The following is a 19,536-nucleotide window of genomic DNA, read 5'->3' on the forward strand; positions in this document are numbered from 1 at the left end:
TTCAGGGTATTACGACGTACCGCGAGAAGGGGCTCCCATGACGACGACCACCGGCACCGGAAGCGGAACCTCGTACGGCACCGACTGGCAGGGCTGGCAGCGCAGCTGGGACCGGCAGCAGGAGTGGTACATGCCCGACCGCGAGGAGCGGTTCCGGGTCATGCTCGACATGGTCGAGGCCCTGGTCGGCCCCGAACCCCGCGTCCTCGACCTCGCCTGCGGTACGGGATCCATCACGTCCAGACTGTTCGCGCGGTTCCCGAAGGCCGTCAGCACCGGCGTCGACCTCGACCCCGCGCTGCTCACCATCGCCGAGGGCACCTTCGAGGGCGACCGCCGCGTCACCTTCGTCACCGCCGACCTCGCCGACCCCGACTGGCCCACCCAACTGCCGTACGACTCGTACGACGCCGTGCTGACGGCCACAGCCCTGCACTGGCTGCACAGCGAACCCCTCGCCGCCCTCTACGGTCAGGTCGCGGAGCTGGTCCGCGACGGCGGAGTCTTCATGAACGCGGACCACATGGTCGACGAGACCACTCCCCGGATCAACGCGGCGGAGCGCGCCCACCGCCACGCGGGTATGGAACAAGCCAAGGCGAACGGCGCCGTCGACTGGGCCGAATGGTGGCAGCTCGCCGCCCAGGACCCGGTCCTCGCCGCGCCGACGGCCCGCCGCTTCGAGATCTACGGCGAGCACGCCGACGGCGACATGCCCTCCCCTGCCTGGCACGCCCGCGTCCTGCGCGAGAAGGGCTTCGCGGAGGCCCGCCCCGTGTGGTGCTCGCCCTCCGACACCCTGCTGCTCGCCGTGAAGTAGCCCCCGGGTCGGCCCCACGCACGGGGAAGGGGCGGTACGGCAGACCCCGTACCGCCCCTTCCCCGCGACTGTCTCCGGCGCGGTCCGCTCCGTGCTACAGCACCTTGGACAGGAACGACTGGGTGCGCTCCTCCTGCGGGTTCGTGAGCACGTCACGCGGGTTGCCGGACTCGACCACCACACCGCCGTCCATGAAGACCAGGCTGTCGCCGACCTCGCGGGCGAAGCCCATCTCGTGGGTGACGACGACCATGGTCATGCCGGACTCGGCGAGGTCGCGCATGACGTCGAGGACGTCACCGACCAGCTCCGGGTCGAGCGCCGAGGTCGGCTCGTCGAACAGCATCAGCTTCGGCTCCATCGCCAGCGCCCGGGCGATCGCCACGCGCTGCTGCTGGCCGCCGGAGAGCTGCGAGGGGTAGTTGCCGGCCTTGTCGCCGAGGCCGACCTTCTCCAGCAGTTCCCGGGCCCGCTCGCGGGCCTGGGCCCTGCTGACGCCCTTGACCTGGACCGGCGCCTCCATGACGTTCTCGGCGGCGGTCATGTGCGGGAACAGGTTGAACCGCTGGAACACCATGCCGATGTCCCGGCGCTTCAGCGCGACCTCGCTGTCCTTGAGCTCGTACAGCTTGTCGCCCTTCTGGCGGTAGCCGACCAGCTCGCCGTCGACGTACAGCCGGCCGGCGTTGATCTTCTCGAGGTGGTTGATGCACCTCAGGAACGTCGACTTGCCGGAGCCGGACGGGCCGATGAGGCAGAACACCTCGCCCGTCTGCACCTCCAGATCGATGCCCTTGAGGACCTGCACGGCGCCGAAGGACTTGTGGATGCCCTCGGCCTTCACCATGGCGGTCATGCCGAGACTCCCTTCGGGCGGCGCGCGGGCAGCACGGCCGCCTTGAAGCGCTGGACCGGCGTCGGCGGAAGGGACCGGGTCGAGCCCTTCGCGTAGTACCGCTCCAGGTAGTACTGGCCGACGCTGAAGACGCTGGTCAGGATCAGGTACCAGGCGGAGGCCAGGAAGAACATCTCCACGACGGAACCGGCCCGCTGCCCGATGTCCTGGGCCACCTTGAACAGATCCATGTACCCCACCGCCGAGACCAGCGAGGTCGTCTTGAGCATGTTGATGACCTCGTTGCCCGTGGGCGGCACGATCACGCGCATCGCCTGCGGGATGACGATCCGGCGCAGCGTCTTCGCGTGGCTCATGCCGAGGGCGTGCGACGCCTCCGTCTGGCCCTCGTCGACCGACAGCAGACCGGCACGGCAGATCTCCGCCATGTACGCGGCCTCGTTGAGGCCGAGGCCGAGCAGCGCCGTCAGCAGCGGCGTCATGAAGACCGACCAGTAGTCCTTGTAGATCGGTCCGAGGTTGATGTACGTGAAGACGATGCCCAGGTTGAACCAGACGAACAGCTGGACCAGGACCGGCGTGCCACGGAAGAACCAGATGTAGAACCAGGCGATCGACGACGTCACCGGGTTCTTCGACAGGCGCATCACCGCGAGCAGGATGCCGCCCACGATGCCGATCAGCATGGACACGACCGTGAGCAGGAGCGTGTTCAGCAGGCCTTCGATGACACGGTCGTTGAAGAAGTACTCGGGGACCGCGCCCCAGTTGATGTTGCCCTGCGCGAAGGCGTAGACGATCGAGCCGAGGAGGCCGAGCGCGATGGCCGCGGACACGTAGCGCCCCGGGTGCCGGACCGGGATGGCCTTGATGGCCTCCGGGCCGGCGGGGGGTGTGTCGGCGGGACCGTCCGTCTTGTTGACGTCAACAGTCACGGGTGGAGCCTTTCAGTACCGAGACGGAGGATCAGGAGCCGCCGTTGACCTTGGCCTCGGTGACGGCGCCGTCCTCGACGCCCCACTTGCTGATGATCTTCTCGTACTCGCCGTTGTCGATGATCGCCTGGACCGCGGCCTGCAGCGCGTCCCGCAGCTCGGTGTTGTCCTTGGCGACGGCGATGCCGTACGGGCCGGCCTCGACCTGGTCGCCGACGATCTCGAAGTACTTGCCGCCGCCCGAGGTCTTCACCGAGTAGGCGGCGACCGGGTAGTCGGCGGAGACGACGTCCGCGCCCTTGGCGCGCATACGGGTCTCGGCCTCGGGGTTGGTGGCGAAGTCCTCGATCTTGAGGGTGCCCTTGCCGTCGTCCTTGCACTTCTTCGCCTGGTCCTTGGCGAGGTCGTGCGAGAACGTGTTGCGCTGCACGGCGATCGTCTTGCCGCAGAGGTCGTCCCAGGTCTTGATGCCCTGGTCGTCGCCCTTGTTGGTGTACAGCGAGACACCGGCGGTGAAGTAGTCGACGAAGTCCACGCCGGCGCCGACCTTCTTGCCGGTCTCGGAGTCGACGCCCTCCTGGCGGTCCTTGGTGTCGGTCATGGCCGACATGGCGACGTCGTACCGCTTGGCCGCCAGGCCGCCTATGAGGGTGTCGAAGGTGCCGTTCTCGAACTTGAACTCGACGCCGAGCTGCTTGCCCAGCGCGGCGGCGATGTCGGGGTCGATGCCGACGACCTTGCCCGCGTCGTCCTTGTACTCCACCGGCGCGTACGCGATGTCCGAGCCGACACGGATGACGCCCTTGCTGCGGATCTCCGAGGGAAGCTTGTCGGCCAGCGGGGCCGAACCGGCCTTGGTGCTGCCCGAGCCGTTGCCCTTGTCGTCCTTGGTCTGGTCACCGCAGCCGGTGAGCAGCAGAGCGCCCGCGACCGCGATCGCGCCGACCGCGGCTGTCCGGGAGCGCAGGCCGGTCGTACGACTGGTGGTGCTTGCGGTCATGGTGGGTTCCTCCGGCGGGATGGGTGGAGTTGCCGATGGGTCGACGGATGACACACGCCCTCGAGTGTCGCGACCTCGTGTGATTACGGCATCTTGCCATTCGGGTATGTGCATTCAGATGACCTGCTATGTCAAAATCGGATAACGGGTGATCCCCGAATGGCCTACGAACCGCTGCAGACCGTGCGATCGCGCCGGATCTTGTGCGGAGATTTTCTCTTCCGGCCGGAAGATCTTCGGTGCATCTCAGGATGCGGTCGGCCATGAACCCCCGTACACCTGGCTGTAGGGGGCCTGTCGGGGATTGATCGGACTTGTCCGGTCATTCGTCGACGAGTCATGGCGCCCCCATCGGGCCGCAAATGACCTTCGAGTTGTGACCTTCACGGTATGAACGGGTCTGAACTCGTCGTCGGCACCGTCCGTCCGGTAAGAAGGTTCCTTACACCCCTCATCCGGGGCCCAGGGCGCGTGTGCGGCGCGCCCGTCGCGTCTGAGCCCATACGCGTCGCCGTACGTACCGGTTGGCCTGGGCCTTACGCGGTGCCCGCCCACTCCCGAACCGGGAGCGGTCACCCTCAAACCTTGAAGACTTAAGGGGTAAACAAAAGTGGCAGCGGAGATCGTCAATCCTCGCACCGACAGCGGCGACGGCAGTACGGACCAGGAAGGCAACGGGGAGCCCCTCAGTTCCCTCGGCGCCCCCGACTCCTTCGACCCCGCCTTCGCGCTGCACCGCGGCGGCAAGATGGCCGTGCAGAGCACGGTGCCGATCCGTGACAAGGACGACCTGTCCCTCGCTTACACGCCGGGCGTCGCGCGGGTGTGCACCGCCATCGCCGAGCGTCCCGAGCTGGTCGACGACTACACCTGGAAGTCCTCCGTCGTCGCCGTCGTGACCGACGGTACGGCGGTCCTCGGCCTCGGCGACATCGGCCCCGAGGCGTCCCTGCCCGTGATGGAGGGCAAGGCGATCCTGTTCAAGCAGTTCGGCGGGGTCGACGCGGTGCCGATCGCGCTCGCCTGCACGGGCGTCGACGAGATCGTCGAGACCGTCGTCCGGCTCGCCCCCTCCTTCGGCGGCGTGAACCTGGAGGACATCTCGGCGCCCCGCTGCTTCGAGATCGAGAAGCGGCTCCAGGAGCGTCTGGACATCCCGGTCTTCCACGACGACCAGCACGGTACGGCGGTCGTCACGCTGGCGGCCCTGCGGAACGCGGCGCGGCTCAGCGGGCGGGAGATCGGTCAGCTGCGGGCGGTCATCTCGGGTGCCGGCGCGGCCGGTGTGGCCATCGCCAAGATGCTGATCGAGGCGGGCATCGGCGACGTCGCCCTGGCCGACCGCAAGGGCGTGATCTCCGCGGACCGCGCGGACCTCACCGACGTCAAGCGCGAGGTGGCCGGGTTCACCAACAAGGCGGGGATCACCGGCTCCCTGGAGGACGCGCTCGCCGGCGCCGACGTCTTCATCGGCGTCTCCGGCGGTACGGTCGCGGAGGAGGCGGTGGCCTCGATGGCCGAGGGCGCGTTCGTCTTCGCCATGGCCAACCCCAACCCCGAGGTGCACCCGGACGTGGCCCACAAGTACGCGGCGGTCGTCGCGACCGGGCGCTCCGACTACCCCAACCAGATCAACAACGTCCTCGCCTTCCCCGGCATCTTCGCCGGGGCGCTCCAGGTGCGGGCGTCGCGGATCACCGAGGGGATGAAGATCGCGGCGGCGGAGGCGCTGGCCGCGGTCGTGGGCGACGACCTCGCCGCCGACTACGTCATCCCGTCCCCGTTCGACGAGCGGGTCGCTCCCGCGGTGACGGCCGCCGTGGCCGCGGCCGCGCGGGCGGAGGGAGTCGCTCGCCGCTGAGGCGAGTGCCGAGTGAGTCCGGCGGCCCCGTCCCCGCGTGCAGCATCGTGTGCGGGGGGCGGGGCCGCCCCATTGCCGGGGCGGACTTGGGCACCTGGTGGCTCGGGGTGCGGGTTCGTCGGCGGGTGCGGGTGCGGGTGCGGGTGCGGGTCGAAGGGCGCGCCCACGCGACGGAGCCGCGTCCGTACCGCCCCGCGCGCTGTTCAGGGGCACGGGGAACCATGCGACCAGCCCTCACCAGCCCGCGGATCTCCCGGGGGTTCGCTGGGCGCAGACCTCCGCGGGACGCGTGTCACAGCCTTGTGCGGTTCCCTCGGGTGCTGCGTACACCTATGGTCGGGCCCATGTTCGCTGCCTACGCCGCCCGTATCGACCGTGACAACCCGCTCAACGGACTGGAGTTGGGCGACCGCCCGGCCCCTGAGTCCAGGCCCGGCTGGACGACCGTCAAGGTGAAGGCCGCCTCGCTGAACCACCACGACCTGTGGTCCCTGCGCGGCGTCGGTCTGGCCGAGGACAAGCTGCCCATGATCCTCGGCTGTGACGCCGCCGGTGTCGACGAGGACGGCAACGAGGTCGTCCTGCACTCGGTGATCGGACAGAGCGGCCACGGTGTCGGCCCCGAGGAGCCCCGCTCGATCCTCACCGAGCGCTACCAGGGCACCTTCGCCGAGCTGGTCACCGTCCCCACCTGGAACGTCCTCCCCAAGCCCGCGGAACTCTCCTTCGCGGAGGCCGCCTGTCTGCCCACCGCCTGGCTGACCGCCTACCGCATGCTGTTCACCAACGCCGGCGTCCGTCCGGGCGACTCCGTGCTCGTCCAGGGTGCGGGCGGTGGTGTCGCCACCGCCGCGATCGTGCTCGGCAAGGCGGCCGGCCTGCGTGTCTTCGCCACCAGCCGCGACGAGGCCAAGCGCAAGCGGGCCCTGGAACTCGGCGCGGTCGAGGCGCTGGAGTCGGGTGCGCGACTGCCGCAGCGCGTCGACGCGGTCATCGAGACCGTCGGCGCCGCCACCTGGTCCCACTCGGTGAAGTCGCTCCGCCCCGGCGGCACGCTCGTCATCTCCGGTGCCACCAGTGGTGACCGCCCCTCCCACGCCGAACTCACCCGCATCTTCTTCCTCGAACTCAAGGTCGTCGGCTCCACCATGGGCACCAAGGACGAGCTGGAGGACCTCCTCTCCTTCTGCGCCGCGACCGGTGTCCGCCCCGTCATCGACGAGGTGCTGCCCCTCGACCGCGCCCGAGAGGGCTTCGAGCGCCTGGAGTCCGGCGACCTCTTCGGCAAGATCGTGCTCACCAACTCCTGACGGTCTCGCTCCTGCTGAACGAGCGTCACCACGGCCGGCCCGGTTCCCCGGGCCGGCCGTCGTCATGTCAATCAACGTTCACAGCCGCCCTGTGTCAACTTAAGTTGACGGCATGACCGAAGCAACGGATCTCGCCGAGCGGGCCGGCGACCGCGACCCCCGGATCGGGTTGCGGGCCGTCGCCGCGCTGCGCCGGCTGCTGGAGCAACTGGAGTCGGTGCAGGTGCGCAGCGCGCGCCGGCAGGGCTGGTCGTGGCAGGAGATCGCCAAGGAACTCGGTGTGAGCAGACAGGCCGTGCACAAGAAGTACGGGAGGCATTGATGTTCGAACGGTTCACGAAGGATGCCCGTGCCGTGGTCCTCGGCGCGGGCGGCCACGCGGAACGCTCCAGCGCCGACAAGGTGACCGAGGAGCACCTGCTGCTCGCCCTGCCGGACCGCCGGGCCAGCCGTGCCGCGTTCGCCCTCGCCTCGCTGGGCCTGGCCGACGACCGTGGCCCCGTCGTACAGGCCCTCGCCGACGCCCGCCGTAGGGGCGGCCTCACCCGCGCCGACGCCCTGTCCGACCTCGGTATCGACCTCGCGCAGATCGTCTCCCGCGTCGAGGAGGCCCATGGGAGGGGCGCGTTGGAGCCGGGGCTGCGCCGGGACGACGACGGCGCAGCCCGTGGCGCCGACAGCGGTATCGAGAGCGGTGCCGAGCGTGGCGGAGGCGGTGGGCGAGGCGGCAGGAGCGCGCGGGCTCGACGCTCGGGTCACCGGCCCCTCACCCGCGACGCCAAGGACGTGCTCACCCGCTCCCTCCGCGTCGCCCAGTCCCACCGCGACCGCCACATCGGCGACGAGCACCTGCTGCTCGCCCTCACCACCCGCCCCGGTGTCGCCGCGGAGGTCCTCGCCGACCACGGAGTGACCTACGCGTCCCTGGAACGCGTGCTGGACGGGGCGGGGGAGGCCAGGGCGAGCTGACGCGGGGGAGGGGCCCCGCCGCGCGGGCGAGGGCCTCCCGTTCTCCCCTTGGCCGCTACCCCTTGACCGCCCGCAGCGCCGCTCCGATGCGGGCCGCCGCCGTCGACAGGTGGCGGCGGGCGTCACGGAGCTGGTCCTCCGTCACCCCGTGGTCGCGGGCCGCGTCGCGGATGTCGTCGCGGAAGCGGTCCAGGAGCCGGTCGAGATCGCGGGCCGGGTCGCCCGTGGGCGCCTCGTGCACCCAGGAGGGTTCATAGGCGCCCGGGAAGTCCTCGGGTGTGGTCGAGTAGTCCGGCTCCCCTACGCCGGAGCCGCCTCTCGCCGCACCCGCGCTCACGTCGTCGCCCGGGCCGGACCGCGTGCCCGTACCGGCCGTCTCCGCCTCCGTCGCCCTCCCGGGCCCGCCCGGCGCCGTACCGGCTCCCGCGCGGGGGCCCGTCGCGCCCGCCGCGTCCGGGCAGGACTCCGTGCCCGTGCGTCCGAAGCCCAGGTCCTTGCCGAACTCCTTTCCGAAGTCCTTCCCGAACTCGCCGAACTCCTTGGCCAGTTCCGTCAGTCCCTCGCGGACCCCGGTCGGCCAGTCACCGCGGGAGAAGTGGTCCTGGACGTGGTCCTGGACCCGCTTGGCGATGCGCTGGAGCTCCTCCTGGGCCTGGGTGCGCGCCCGCTCCTGGGCCTCCCTTGCCTGGCGGCGGGCCCGCTGGGCCTCCTCGCGGGCGCGGCGGCTCTCGTCCTTGGCGCGCCGGGCCTGCTCCTTCCACTCCTGCTTGACGCGGCGCATCTCCTCCTTCGCCGCGCGCCACGCCTCGTTGTCGGCAGGGGCGCCGAACTCCCCGAGCGGTCCGTGCTCCCCGGTGCCGGCGCCCGGCGCCCGGCGTGCCGCGGAGGCCGCCGCCCGCATCTCGCGGCGCAGGTCGCCCGCCGCGCCCCGTACGTCGGCCCGGATCTCGGCGGCCAGCTCCGCCACCGACTCGCGGATCTCCAGCTCCAGGTCGGCCAGCTCCCCGCTGCGGTCGGCGAGTTCGGCCCGGCCCGCGTCGGTGATCGCGTACACCTTCCGGCCGCCCTCGGTGGTGTGGGTGACCAGGCCCTCCGCCTCCAGCTTGGCGAGGCGGGGGTAGACGGTGCCGGCGGAGGGCGCGTACAGGCCCTGGAAGCGTTCCTCCAGCAGCCGGATCACCTCGTAACCGTGGCGCGGGGCCTCGTCCAGCAGCTTCAGCAGATACAACCGCAGGCGTCCGTGGGCGAAGACGGGAGGCATGTCAGAGCACCTTCTTGTCGGTCGTGCTGGGGCGCGTGCCATCGGCCGGGCCGCCGGAGGGGGAGCCGGACGGGGAGCCGGTGGTGCCGTCGCCGTCGGGGACCTGGTGGCCCGCTGAGGTCGCGGACGGTCCGGCGGCGGTATCGGCAGTCGCATTGTCGGGCACGGCGTCGGACGGGTCGGTCGGCGGGGTGTCCGGCACGGCCTCAGCCACGTCCGCGTCCGCGCCACCGTCCGCCGGTACGCCCGTACCGGCGCCCGTCGATACGCCCGCGCCGGCGTCCGCGCTCACCGATCCGTCGGCCCTGCAATCGGTGCCGGCCGTCCCGGAGGGGCCGCCCCCCTCGTCGGTGTTCTCGGCCTCGTCCCAGGGCTCGTCCTCCGCCGGTGGTCTGCTCAGGAGCGCGATGGAACCGGAGACGGTCGTGGCCTTCAGCCGCCCGTTCCCCTTGCCGAGGCGGCCGGTGATCTTGTGGGCGCCCCAGGGACCGCTGACGCGGAGGTCGTCGAAGGCGTTGGAGATGGTGCCGCTGGCCGTGTTGGCCTCGATCTCGGCGTCGGCGGGGTGGGGGAGGCGGATGGCGATCTCACCGGAGACGCTGGTGAGACCGACCTCGGTCGGGCCGCCCACCGGGTCGAGGTCGAGGATGATCGAGCCGCTCACCGAGTCGGCCTTGAGGGTGGGGCAGGACCCCTCGATGACGGTCAGGTCACCGGAGACGGAGCTGAGGCGGAGCTCCCCGGTGAGGGCCTGCGCCTCCACGTTCCCCGAGACCGTCGTCGCCCGGACCGGTCCCGACAGGCCCACCAGAGTGGTGTCGCCGGAGACGCCCTTCACCTCCGTCCGCCCGGCCACCCCCGAGATGACGGCCGTGGCGCCGACCGCGCCCACCTCGACACGGGTGCCCGCCGGAACGGCGAGGGAGACCAGCGCGGTACGGCGCCAGCCCTTGCGGTCGAGCCATTTCAGGAAGCCCTTCCACGGCAGGTCGTCGTACGCCACGGTCAGCGTGCCGTCCTTCTGCGTCACCGTCAGGGGCGGACCCTGCAGGTCCGACACCTCCAGACGGGCGGAACTCTCGTCGGTGCCCACGACGTTCACCGTTCCGTTGACGACGCGCACCTGGAGCGCCCTCACCGGCTCGTCGAACGTGAGCTTGCGTGGCTCGGCGACGGACCACTTGGACATGTGCTGACCCCCAATGACAAGCCCACCTCATGACGGACCACCTCGGTCCACCTCGCGACGGAGCGACCTCGTCGCGGACCGGCCTCGCGGGAGAAGAACCCTCGCGGCGGCCGGATCGCACGACAGGCGAAGCCCATGGCAGAGGCGGACCGAACCGGACAGTGCAACGCGCCATATCGCGTCTCACGTCATTCACGATATATCGCGCCCGGTGGAAGTCAAGACACCCGTTCTGGCGATCCCGCAGGATGAACCTGGGCAAATCGCCCTAGCGTGGGGTCATGCCGACGGAAAGCACACCGGGATCCCCGCGCCCCCGACCCGCGCCCGCGGCCGGCGCGCTGCTGCTCTGCCGCGCGGACCGGGAATCCGTCGCCCCCGTGGCGCAGCTGCTCGGGGAGCGCATGCTGCTCACCTCGGCCGGCCCCGAGTGGAGCGCCCTCGTGCCCGAGGGGAAGCCCTGGCTGCAGGGACTGGAGCCGGTCGACCGGGTCCTGACCGGCTGGGCCACCGCGCTCGCGGTCGGCGCTCCCTGGCCCGTCCTGGCCCTGTGGTGGGACGCGGACCGCAGCGGCTACACCCTGGCCGCGGGCTTCCGCCGCACCGTCGGCTACGTATGGCTCGCCAACGGCACCCCGGTCGGCGAGGACGAGGCGATGCGCACGTTCGCCGCGCGGCTGGGCCTCGACCCGGTCCTCGACGCGCAGCCCCTGTACGACCTCACGAAGACCGACCCCGCGGCGGACGCGCGCGCCCGTCTGCTGGGCCTGCTCGGGGTCCTCGCCCGGGCCGGTCTGGCCCTCCCGCCCGGTCTCACGCCGGGTGAACCCGCGGACCGCCTCCGGGAGGTCGCCCGCGTCCAGCCCGACGCCCAGCGCATCGAATGGACCGGCTGGCGCGGAGCCGTCCGCATGGAACTCGACGCGCTCGAACGCGGCCGTCTCGGCCCCTGGCTGCCCTGGGCGGGCACGTCACGGGCCCGCGCGCTCGCCACCGCGCAGCTCCTCGCGGGCCTGCCCCTGACGGCCTGGGGCCTGCGCCGCCGCAGCGGCGGCTGGACGGCGGCGGGCGCCCTCCTGGTCGCCCACGGCGCCCTCGGCCTGATGTACGACCTCTCCCGCCCCCGCGACTGACCCCACGCGTCGCGACTGACCCCACGCCCGTGACCGACCCCGTGCCCCGCGAGTGACGCCGCGCGCCCCGCGTCAGCCCGCGCGCCCCGCGTCAGCCCACGCGCTCCGTGACCGTCTCCGGCCCCGCAGGGGCCCAGCCGGCTGACGGGCCCCAGCGATCGCCCCCGCCCGCGACGCGACCTACTCGTCGTCCTCGTCGTCCAGTCGCGCCAGCCAGGTCGCCAGCCGCTCCACCGGCACCTCGAAGTCCGGGTTCAGGTCGACGAAGGTCCGCAGCTGCTCGGCGAGCCACTCGAAGGTGACCTCCTCCTCGCCGCGCCGCTTCTCCAGTTCCTCGATGCCACGGTCCGTGAAGTACATGGGTCAAGGATAAGTGCGGGAAAACGGCCGGGCCGCACCCCTCGGAAGGGGTGCGGCCCGGCCGCGTACGGATGCCGTCGAGGGTGCCTACGCCTCGAACACCTCACGCACGAGCTGCTCCTGCTCCGCCTGGTGCCGCTTGGCCGACCCCACGGCGGGGGACGAGCTGTGCGGGCGGGAGATGCGGCGCAGACGCTCGCCGTGCGGGACGTCGGCGCCGACCGCCAGGTCCAGGTGGTCGATCAGGTTGAGGGCGATGAAGGGCCACGCGCCCTGGTTCGCCGGCTCCTCCTGGGCCCACAGGTACTTCTCGGCGTTCGGGTACTTCTTGATCTCCGCCTGGACCTCGGCACCCGGCAGCGGGTAGAGGCGCTCCAGGCGGATGATCGCCGTCTCGGCGGCCGCGGGGTCCGTGGCGCCGCGCTTCTGCCGCTCGGCCTCCAGGTCGTAGTAGACCTTGCCGGCGCAGAACACGACCTTCTTGACGGCGGCCGGGTCGACCGAGTCGTCTCCGATGACCGGACGGAACCCGCCCGTCGTGAACTCCTCCGCCTTCGACGCGGCGGCCTTCAGGCGCAGCATCGACTTCGGGGTGAAGACCACCAGCGGCTTGTGGTGCGGGTTGTGCACCTGCCACCGCAGGAGGTGGAAGTAGTTCGACGGGAGGGTCGGCATGGCGACCGTCATGTTGTTCTGCGCGCAGAGCTGCAGGAACCGCTCGGGACGGGCCGAGGAGTGGTCCGGGCCCTGGCCCTCGTAGCCGTGCGGGAGGAGCAGGACGACGCCGGAGGTCTGCGCCCACTTCTGCTCGGCGGAGGAGATGAACTCGTCCACGACCGTCTGGGCGCCGTTGACGAAGTCGCCGAACTGCGCCTCCCACATCACGAGCGCGTCGGGACGGGCCAGCGAGTAGCCGTACTCGAAGCCCATCGCCGCGTACTCGGACAGGAGCGAGTTGTAGACGTTCAGGCGCGCCTGGTCCTCGGAGAGGTACATCAGCGGCGTGAACTCCTCGCCCGTCTCACGGTCGATGATCACCGCGTGACGCTGGCCGAAGGTGCCGCGCTGCGAGTCCTGGCCGGCGAGGCGGACCGGGGTGCCCTCCAGCAGGAGGGAGCCGACCGCGAGGGTCTCGCCCATGCCCCAGTCGATCGTGCCGTCCTCGACCATCGACGCCCGGCGCTGGAGCTGCGGCAGCAGACGCGGGTGGGCGGTGATGTGGTCCGGGACGTTGACCTGGGACTCGGCGATGCGCTTGACGACCTCGGCCGTGATCGCGGTGTTCACCGCGACGGGGAAGCCGTCCTGCGGGTCGTGGGACGGGGCGGACGCCGGCTGCGACGTCGCCTCGCGGACCTCGGTGAAGACCTTCTCCAGCTGGCCCTGGTAGTCCTGCAGCGCCTGCTCGGCCTCTTCCAGGGTGATGTCGCCGCGACCGATGAGGGACTCGGTGTAGAGCTTGCGCACCGAGCGCTTCTTGTCGATGAGGTCGTACATCAGCGGCTGGGTGAAGGCCGGGTTGTCCGACTCGTTGTGACCGCGGCGGCGGTAGCAGATGAGGTCGATCACCACGTCCTTGTTGAACGCCTGGCGGAACTCGAAGGCGAGCCGCGCGACGCGGACCACGGCCTCCGGGTCGTCGCCGTTCACGTGGAAGATCGGGGCCTCGATCATCCTCGCCACGTCCGTCGCGTACATCGACGAGCGGGAGGACTCGGGGGCCGCGGTGAAGCCGACCTGGTTGTTGATGACGATGTGGACCGTGCCGCCGGTGCGGTAGCCGCGCAGCTGCGACATGTTCAGGGTCTCGGCCACCACGCCCTGGCCCGCGAAGGCCGCGTCGCCGTGGAGGGCGACCGGCAGGACGGTGAAGTCCGTGCCGCCCTTGTTGATGATGTCCTGCTTGGCGCGGGCGACGCCCTCCAGGACCGGGTCCACCGCCTCCAGGTGCGAGGGGTTCGCGACCAGGGAGACCTTGATCTGCTCGCCGTCGAGGCCGGTGAAGGTGCCCTCGGCGCCCAGGTGGTACTTCACGTCGCCGGAGCCGTGCATCGACTTCGGGTCGAGGTTGCCCTCGAACTCGCGGAAGATCTGCGCGTACGACTTGCCGACGATGTTCGCGAGGACGTTGAGGCGGCCGCGGTGGGCCATGCCGATGACGACCTCGTCCAGGCGCGACTCGGCCGCGCTGTCGATGACCGCGTCGAGCAGCGGGATGACGGACTCGCCGCCCTCCAGGGAGAAGCGCTTCTGGCCGACGTACTTCGTCTGCAGGAAGGTCTCGAAGGCCTCCGCCGCGTTCAGGCGGCGCAGGATGCGCAGCTGCTCCTCGCGCTCCGGCTTGGTGTGCGGGCGCTCGATGCGGTCCTGGATCCACTTGCGCTGCTTCGGGTCCTGGATGTGCATGAACTCGATGCCGGTCGTACGGCAGTACGAGTCACGCAGGACGCCGAGGATGTCGCGGAGCTTCATCAGGGACTTGCCGGCGAAGCCGCCGACCGCGAACTCGCGCTCCAGGTCCCACAGGGTGAGCCCGTGCTCGGTGATGTCGAGGTCGGGGTGCTTGCGCTGGCGGTACTCCAGCGGGTCGGTGTCGGCCATGACGTGGCCGCGGACCCGGTAGGAGTGGATCAGCTCGAAGACGCGGGCGGCCTTGGTGACGTCGTCGTCGTGGCTGGCGTCGATGTCCTTGAGCCAGCGGACCGGCTCGTAGGGGATGCGCAGGGCCTCGAAGATGTCGTCGTAGAAGCCGTTCTCGCCGAGCAGCAGGTTCGCGACCTGGCGGAGGAACTCGCCGGAGGCGGCGCCCTGGATCACCCGGTGGTCGTAGGTCGACGTGAGCGTCATGACCTTCGAGATGCCGAGCTTGTTCAGGGTGTCCTGGCTCGTGCCCTGGAACTCGGCCGGGTAGTCCATGGAGCCGACGCCCATGATCACGGACTGGCCGGGCATCAGACGCGGCACGGAGTGGACGGTGCCGAGGCCGCCGGGGTTGGTCAGGGAGACCGTGACACCGGTGAAGTCGTCCATCGTCAGCTTGCCGTCGCGGGCGCGGCGGACGATGTCCTCGTATGCCTGCCAGAACTCGAAGAAGTTCAGCGTCTCGGCCTTCTTGATCGCCGCGACGACGAGCTGGCGGTCGCCGTTCGGCTTGACCAGGTCGATGGCGAGACCGAGGTTGACGTGCGGCGGCTTGACGAGCGTCGGCTTGCCGTCCTTCTCGCCGAAGGACCAGTTCATCGACGGCATCGCCTTGATGGCCTGCACCATCGCGTAGCCGATCAGGTGCGTGAAGGAGATCTTCCCGCCCCGGGCGCGCTTCAGGTGGTTGTTGATGACGATGCGGTTGTCGAAGAGCAGCTTCACCGGCACGGCGCGCACGGACGTGGCCGTGGGCAGCTCCAGCGACGCGTTCATGTTCTTCGCGACGGCGGCGGCGGGGCCGCGCAGCGTGATCAGCTCCGGGCCGTCGGCGGGAGCGGCCGGCGCGGCCTGCTTCGCGGGGGCGGCGGCCGGCTTGGCGGGCGCGGCGGCCGCGGGCTTCGCCGGGGCCGGGGCGGCGGCGGGCTTCGGCGCGGCCGCGGCGGGGGCGGCCGGAGCCGCGGGGGCGGCCTGGGCCGGAGCGGCGGGTGCCGCGGGTGTGGTGGCCGCTGGGGCCCCCGGGGCCGCACTACCCGCCGGAGCCGGGGCGGCGGCAGCCCCCGGCTTGTAGTCGGCGAAGAAGTCCCACCAGGCTCGGTCTACCGAATTCGGGTCCTGGAGGTACTGCTGATAGATCTCGTCGACGAGCCATTCGTTGGGACCGAAGGCCGCGGCGGGGTTCTTACCCGCTTGGTCTGCGTCGGTCGAGATGCTCGAGTTACTGGGGGACTGTGGCGACACGGCGGCAACCGCCCTCTTCCGCTTCACAAGGTGATGGACAGCGGGAATAAAGGCTACGCCCCCGTGGCCGGGAAGGTCAGGTCGAGCCCCTTCATCGTCGCGTAAGTCACATCGGAAAGCGCGTTTCGGGGCTGGAAATGGCGGGAAACAAGCGGGGTTCCGGTCCGGAATGGGGGCGGTGAGCACAGATCGGACATGCGTCGGGCGGGGCCTGCGGCGATGAACGCGCGGCCGACCGGCTGAACGCACCTGATCACACGTGTCCGTCGACGCGGATCGAGCGTGGATCTTGTGGCTCCGGTTCGAACTTTACGTCAACTTGGCAGAGAAGTAAGCCCTGGGAGGGTGAGCGAAATCTGGCAAGGGGGAAGGGGATTCAGCCATGGCTCGGTGGGTAGCGGGCATCGGGGCCGTCGCCCGGACCCCGTGATCCGGAGGCGGCCGGTACGGGGGCGTCCGCGGTCGCGCGGTGGCGAACGACCACGAAGGCGACGCGGCCGGCCGACCACCTCTCGGGGCCCCGAACCCTTCCGCGGCGGAGCCCTACGCCTGGGGTGAGCGTGCGGGCGGCGGCGCTCCCGGCAGGGCCACCTGGATGCGGCAGCCCTTGGGGGACTCGGCGACCCCGATGCGGCCCCCGTGCAGGTCGACCGCCCAACGGGCGATGGCCAGGCCGAGACCGGTGCCACCGTCGCTGCCGGGGCCGTGCGGACGGCTCACCGCGCCGCGGTTGAAGCGTTCGAAGACGCGGTGCCACTCGGACTCCGGGATGCCGGGGCCCTCGTCCTGCACTTCGAGGGTCAGGGACTCTGGCGTGGACCCGCGGCGGGCCTTGACGGTGACACGGCCGTGCGGGGGGCTGTGCTTGACCGCGTTGTCGATGAGGTTGGCGACCACCTGGTGGATGCGCTCGGGGTCGGCGTGCGCGGTCAGCTCCGGAGGGTGGACGTCGAGGTGGAGGTGGACGTCCTTGCGGGTGTGGCTGCCGGACCCGGAGGTCATGCCCCCGCGCGCGCTGGCGACCATCTGGGTCTCCTTGAGGACCCCGGAGAGGTACGGCCACACCTCGAAACGGCGCTTGCGCAGCGGGACCACGCCGTGGTCGAGGCGGGAGAGGTCCAGCAGCGTCTCGACCAGCCGGCCCAGCCGCTCCGTCTGCTTCAGCGCCGTCCGCATCGTCTCGGGGTCGGCGGTCGCGATGCCGTCCACGATGTTCTCCAGCACCGCCCTCAGGCCCGCGATCGGCGTGCGGAGCTCGTGGGAGACGTTCGCCACGAGCTCCTTGCGCTGCCGGTCCTGGGCCTCCAGCTCGTCGGCCATCAGGTTGATCGTGTGGGCGAGGTCGCCGAGTTCGTCCCGGCGGTTCTCGCTGACCCGCCGGGTGTAGTCGCCGCGCGAGATGGACCGGGCGACCGCGTTCATCTCGTCGAGCGGAGCGGTGAGCGAATGCGCCACGAACTGCGTAATCAGCAGTGTGGCGATCATCGAGAACACCGTGATGAAGCGCAGCTCCGTCTTGGTGTGCACGGCGATCATCGACAGACCCGTGGTGATCAGGACGGAGACGACGACGAGCGTGCCCAGTTTCGTCTTGATCGAGAAGGGACGCAGACCGCCCAGCGGTCCCGCGACCTTCCGTGACTGCGCGTCACCGAGGCTCCCCGGCCGTGGGTCGCCGACTCCGCTCATATCGCCACCAGTCCCCTGTGCCTACGCGAGTAACGAAGCGCGCGATGCGGGCGCGGCTCAGGGGGTCGGGGTCTCCAGGGCGTACCCGACGCCGTGCACCGTGCGGATCCGCTCCGCGCCGATCTTCCGCCGCAGCGCCTTGATGTGGCTGTCGACGGTGCGCGTCCCGGACGCGTCCGCCCAGTCCCAGACCTCGGCGAGCAGCTGTTCGCGCGAGAGTACGGCACGCGGCGTGTTCGCGAGACACACGAGCAGGTCGAACTCGGTGGGAGTGAGGTGGACGTCCTCGCTGCGCACCCGGACGCGGCGCTGCGCGTGGTCGATCTCCAGCTCGCCGAGGCGCAGGATGCCCGAGCGCGGGGTGGTGGCGGCGAGCGCCGCCCGCTCCACCCGGCGCAGCAGCACGTGGACGCGCGCGGCCAGTTCACGCATGGAGAACGGCTTGGTCATGTAGTCGTCGGCGCCGACGCCGAGCCCGACCAGCATGTCCGTCTCGTCGTCCCGCGCGGTGAGCATCAGCACGGGGACCGGCCGCTGGGCCTGGACGCGCCTGCACACCTCCAGGCCGTCGAAGCCGGGCAGCATGATGTCGAGGATCAGCAGGTCGGGCTGCCACGCCTCCGCCGTGTCCACGGCCGCCGGGCCGTCGGACGCGGTCTGTACGACGAAACCCTCGGCGCGCAGGCGGGCCGCGATGGCGTCGACGATCGTCGGGTCGTCCTCGACCACGAGCACCCGGCGCTGCGCGCCCGGGGTCGCCGTCGTGCCGTTGTGGGAGGTGTGTGTCTGCTCCATCGCCCGCCCCTGAGTTGCTTTCCGGAATCCGTGGGGTGATCCCTTGACTGCGCATGACTGCGATTGACGCTTGAATGATCGGCGCCAGGCAAGCAGGGTACGGGCAGTCACCACGCCAGGGCTATCCAGGTCGGACCGCGAGGTGCACCACGTCCGGAACGCCTCGGGCAACGGGGATCTCTTCGGTACGCACCTGATGGAACCCGGCATTCCCCAAGGTTTCCTCGAATTCCGGTGACGGCCGCGCCGACCACACGGCCAGAACGCCGCCTGGGTTCAACACCCTTGCGCAGCTTGCCAATCCGGCCGGTGAGTACAGGTTTTCGTTGCTGTCGGAGACGGTCCAGTCGGGCCCGTTGTCGATGTCCAGGCAGAGCGCGTCGAACGTGGCGCACGTCTCGTCGAGGTACGCGACGAGGTCGGCTTCCACGATCTGGGTCCGCGGGTCGGCGAGCGCCTCCGCGGACAGTGCGGCGAGGGGTCCCGCACGGTGCCAGTCGATGACGGCCGGTTCGCGTTCCACGACGGTGATCGCGCCCCAGTCCGGGTTCGCGGCGGCGTGTGCGAGCGAGAAGCCGACTCCCAGGCCGCCGATGAGCACGCTCGGCTGAAAGCGTCCGGTCAGGGCGTCGAGGGCGGCGTCGACCAGCAGCCGCTCCGAGCGCCCGTCGGAAGTGTCCATCAGGAAGCACCCGTTGGCGATGATCTGCAACAGCTCCCCGTGCCGCCGCAGGACTACCTCGCCGTAGGGGCCCTCGCGCCGGTCGATGACTTCGGGGACGTCGATGGTGGTCATCCCCCCATCTTCACCCGTCCCGCGCGCGACGGCGGCTGAATGACGACGGCCCCACCGGGGCTCGGCGTGTGCGGAGCGTCGGCCCGTCGCGACGGGGCGTCGTTCAGATCTCCAGGCCGTGCCCGCACGGGAAGAGGGTGGCTTCGGCGCCGTTCGGTACGTCCGGCGGGGACGCCTCCACCGGGACCGTGGGGTACCGGAGTTCGAAGGGGAGGCGCCCTTCGGCTCGTGCCCGGCCGAAGGCCACGTCGGGCAACGCCGTGTCGGACGCCCCGTGGCCGGCGACGAGCGCGGCGGCCCTCGCCGCGATCTCCGGGAGTACGGCGGGTCGTTCCAGGTTCACGCAGACGACGTTGGGCACGCCGTCCGGTAGTGCGAGGACCTCCCGCAGCCGTTTCTCGCCGCGTGCCGGGGGGAGGAACGGCTCGGCCTGGCCGGGCTGTTCGCCGTGCGGTGCCCGCAACCGCTTTACGGGGACATCGGCGTGGGCCGGATCGGCGACGACGTCGCCGTACGGGGACGCCGTCTGCACGCCGACGCCGTCGACGGAGAGGTCCGGGCGGTCGGTGAGGGGCAGCAGGGAGCGGTTGGTGAGGATCGTGAGGGAGGGGCGCTGCACGGCGGCGCCGAGGGCGGTGAACCCGGACGCGCCCACGGTCTCCTCGGCCCGGTCCGGGTCG

General features: G+C 70.9%; 17 protein-coding genes. 6 read left to right on the forward strand and 11 right to left on the reverse strand.

The window, feature by feature from the left end:
• The first annotated feature begins 37 nt into the window (after positions 1-37).
• Positions 38-820: a class I SAM-dependent methyltransferase gene (locus tag GSY65_RS25305; protein ID WP_159772932.1), complete on the forward strand. Its 783-nt coding sequence runs from the start codon at positions 38-40 to the stop codon at positions 818-820.
• Positions 821-914: 94 nt separating this feature from the next.
• Here the strand turns inward: GSY65_RS25305 and GSY65_RS25310 are convergent, their stop codons facing one another.
• Genes GSY65_RS25310 through GSY65_RS25320 form a run of 3 tightly spaced genes read right to left on the reverse strand, consistent with a single transcriptional unit; the run spans position 915 to position 3,611 of the window.
• A complete protein-coding gene (locus GSY65_RS25310) occupies positions 915-1,676 on the reverse strand; it encodes an amino acid ABC transporter ATP-binding protein (protein ID WP_159772935.1) in 762 nt (253 codons plus the stop codon).
• Entirely contained in the window at positions 1,673-2,611 is a 939-nt protein-coding gene (locus GSY65_RS25315; protein ID WP_159772938.1) for an amino acid ABC transporter permease, read from the reverse strand. The genes GSY65_RS25310 and GSY65_RS25315 overlap by 4 nt, the downstream gene beginning before the upstream one ends.
• 31 nt (positions 2,612-2,642) lie before the next feature.
• Positions 2,643-3,611, reverse strand: a complete 969-nt coding sequence (locus GSY65_RS25320) for an ABC transporter substrate-binding protein (protein ID WP_159772941.1) — start codon at positions 3,609-3,611, stop codon at positions 2,643-2,645.
• A gap of 610 nt (positions 3,612-4,221) precedes the next feature.
• Between GSY65_RS25320 and GSY65_RS25325 the strand changes: the two genes are divergently transcribed.
• The 4 genes from GSY65_RS25325 to GSY65_RS25340 all read left to right on the forward strand — a co-directional run bounded on the left by GSY65_RS25325 (position 4,222) and on the right by GSY65_RS25340 (position 7,751).
• Positions 4,222-5,472 (forward strand): NAD(P)-dependent malic enzyme, encoded by a 1,251-nt coding sequence (locus GSY65_RS25325; RefSeq protein ID WP_159772944.1) that lies wholly within the window; start codon positions 4,222-4,224, stop codon positions 5,470-5,472.
• A gap of 344 nt (positions 5,473-5,816) precedes the next feature.
• On the forward strand, positions 5,817-6,782 hold the full coding sequence (locus GSY65_RS25330; RefSeq protein WP_159772947.1) for a zinc-binding dehydrogenase: 966 nt from the start codon (positions 5,817-5,819) through the stop codon (positions 6,780-6,782).
• 112 nt (positions 6,783-6,894) lie between these two features.
• Positions 6,895-7,104 (forward strand): HTH domain-containing protein, encoded by a 210-nt coding sequence (locus GSY65_RS25335; protein WP_159772950.1) that lies wholly within the window; start codon positions 6,895-6,897, stop codon positions 7,102-7,104.
• Entirely contained in the window at positions 7,104-7,751 is a 648-nt protein-coding gene (locus GSY65_RS25340; protein WP_159772953.1) for a Clp protease N-terminal domain-containing protein, read from the forward strand. The genes GSY65_RS25335 and GSY65_RS25340 overlap by 1 nt, the downstream gene beginning before the upstream one ends.
• A gap of 55 nt (positions 7,752-7,806) precedes the next feature.
• Here GSY65_RS25340 and GSY65_RS25345 read toward each other — a convergent pair whose 3' ends face one another.
• Both GSY65_RS25345 and GSY65_RS25350 read right to left on the reverse strand, forming a co-directional pair.
• Positions 7,807-9,012 carry a PadR family transcriptional regulator gene (locus tag GSY65_RS25345; protein ID WP_159772956.1) on the reverse strand — a complete coding sequence of 402 codons (1,206 nt, stop codon included), beginning with the start codon at positions 9,010-9,012 and terminating at the stop codon, positions 7,807-7,809.
• A gap of 1 nt (position 9,013) precedes the next feature.
• On the reverse strand, positions 9,014-10,201 hold the full coding sequence (locus GSY65_RS25350) for a DUF4097 family beta strand repeat-containing protein (RefSeq protein ID WP_159772959.1): 1,188 nt from the start codon (positions 10,199-10,201) through the stop codon (positions 9,014-9,016).
• Between the two features lie 281 nt (positions 10,202-10,482).
• Here GSY65_RS25350 and GSY65_RS25355 point away from each other — a divergent pair, with 281 nt between their 5' ends.
• Complete coding sequence (locus GSY65_RS25355; protein WP_159772962.1) at positions 10,483-11,334, forward strand: hypothetical protein; 852 nt, start codon at positions 10,483-10,485, stop codon at positions 11,332-11,334.
• A gap of 180 nt (positions 11,335-11,514) precedes the next feature.
• Here GSY65_RS25355 and GSY65_RS25360 read toward each other — a convergent pair whose 3' ends face one another.
• From GSY65_RS25360 to GSY65_RS25385, 6 genes are all read right to left on the reverse strand, one after another.
• Entirely contained in the window at positions 11,515-11,694 is a 180-nt protein-coding gene (locus GSY65_RS25360; protein ID WP_003992906.1) for a DUF6104 family protein, read from the reverse strand.
• 87 nt (positions 11,695-11,781) lie between these two features.
• Positions 11,782-15,576 carry a multifunctional oxoglutarate decarboxylase/oxoglutarate dehydrogenase thiamine pyrophosphate-binding subunit/dihydrolipoyllysine-residue succinyltransferase subunit gene (locus GSY65_RS25365; protein ID WP_159772965.1) on the reverse strand — a complete coding sequence of 1,265 codons (3,795 nt, stop codon included), beginning with the start codon at positions 15,574-15,576 and terminating at the stop codon, positions 11,782-11,784.
• A gap of 543 nt (positions 15,577-16,119) precedes the next feature.
• The gene (locus GSY65_RS25370) at positions 16,120-17,265 is read right to left on the reverse strand and encodes a HAMP domain-containing sensor histidine kinase (protein WP_159772968.1); all 1,146 of its coding nucleotides are present in this window, start codon (positions 17,263-17,265) and stop codon (positions 16,120-16,122) included.
• A 57-nt stretch (positions 17,266-17,322) separates the two neighbouring features.
• Positions 17,323-18,060 (reverse strand): response regulator transcription factor, encoded by a 738-nt coding sequence (locus GSY65_RS25375; RefSeq protein ID WP_055513578.1) that lies wholly within the window; start codon positions 18,058-18,060, stop codon positions 17,323-17,325.
• 121 nt (positions 18,061-18,181) lie between these two features.
• A complete protein-coding gene (locus tag GSY65_RS25380) occupies positions 18,182-18,856 on the reverse strand; it encodes a spermidine synthase (protein WP_159772971.1) in 675 nt (224 codons plus the stop codon).
• A 103-nt stretch (positions 18,857-18,959) separates the two neighbouring features.
• Positions 18,960-19,511 carry a hypothetical protein gene (locus tag GSY65_RS25385; protein WP_201452668.1) on the reverse strand — a complete coding sequence of 184 codons (552 nt, stop codon included), beginning with the start codon at positions 19,509-19,511 and terminating at the stop codon, positions 18,960-18,962.
• Positions 19,512-19,536 lie beyond the last annotated feature (25 nt).

It is taken from the genome of Streptomyces sp. HM190 (assembly GCF_009857135.1).
In the GTDB taxonomy this organism is placed as follows: domain Bacteria; phylum Actinomycetota; class Actinomycetes; order Streptomycetales; family Streptomycetaceae; genus Streptomyces; species Streptomyces heilongjiangensis.

Coding starts and splice junctions, on each gene's coding strand:
- GSY65_RS25305 (WP_159772932.1), top strand. CDS start 38: ATGACGACGACCACCGGCACCGGAAGCGGAACCTCGTACGGCACCGAC.
- GSY65_RS25310 (WP_159772935.1), bottom strand. CDS start 1,676: ATGACCGCCATGGTGAAGGCCGAGGGCATCCACAAGTCCTTCGGCGCC.
- GSY65_RS25320 (WP_159772941.1), bottom strand. CDS start 3,611: ATGACCGCAAGCACCACCAGTCGTACGACCGGCCTGCGCTCCCGGACA.
- GSY65_RS25330 (WP_159772947.1), top strand. CDS start 5,817: ATGTTCGCTGCCTACGCCGCCCGTATCGACCGTGACAACCCGCTCAAC.
- GSY65_RS25335 (WP_159772950.1), top strand. CDS start 6,895: ATGACCGAAGCAACGGATCTCGCCGAGCGGGCCGGCGACCGCGACCCC.
- GSY65_RS25340 (WP_159772953.1), top strand. CDS start 7,104: ATGTTCGAACGGTTCACGAAGGATGCCCGTGCCGTGGTCCTCGGCGCG.
- GSY65_RS25345 (WP_159772956.1), bottom strand. CDS start 9,012: ATGCCTCCCGTCTTCGCCCACGGACGCCTGCGGTTGTATCTGCTGAAG.
- GSY65_RS25350 (WP_159772959.1), bottom strand. CDS start 10,201: ATGTCCAAGTGGTCCGTCGCCGAGCCACGCAAGCTCACGTTCGACGAG.
- GSY65_RS25355 (WP_159772962.1), top strand. CDS start 10,483: ATGCCGACGGAAAGCACACCGGGATCCCCGCGCCCCCGACCCGCGCCC.
- GSY65_RS25360 (WP_003992906.1), bottom strand. CDS start 11,694: ATGTACTTCACGGACCGTGGCATCGAGGAACTGGAGAAGCGGCGCGGC.
- GSY65_RS25370 (WP_159772968.1), bottom strand. CDS start 17,265: ATGAGCGGAGTCGGCGACCCACGGCCGGGGAGCCTCGGTGACGCGCAG.
- GSY65_RS25375 (WP_055513578.1), bottom strand. CDS start 18,060: ATGGAGCAGACACACACCTCCCACAACGGCACGACGGCGACCCCGGGC.
- GSY65_RS25380 (WP_159772971.1), bottom strand. CDS start 18,856: ATGACCACCATCGACGTCCCCGAAGTCATCGACCGGCGCGAGGGCCCC.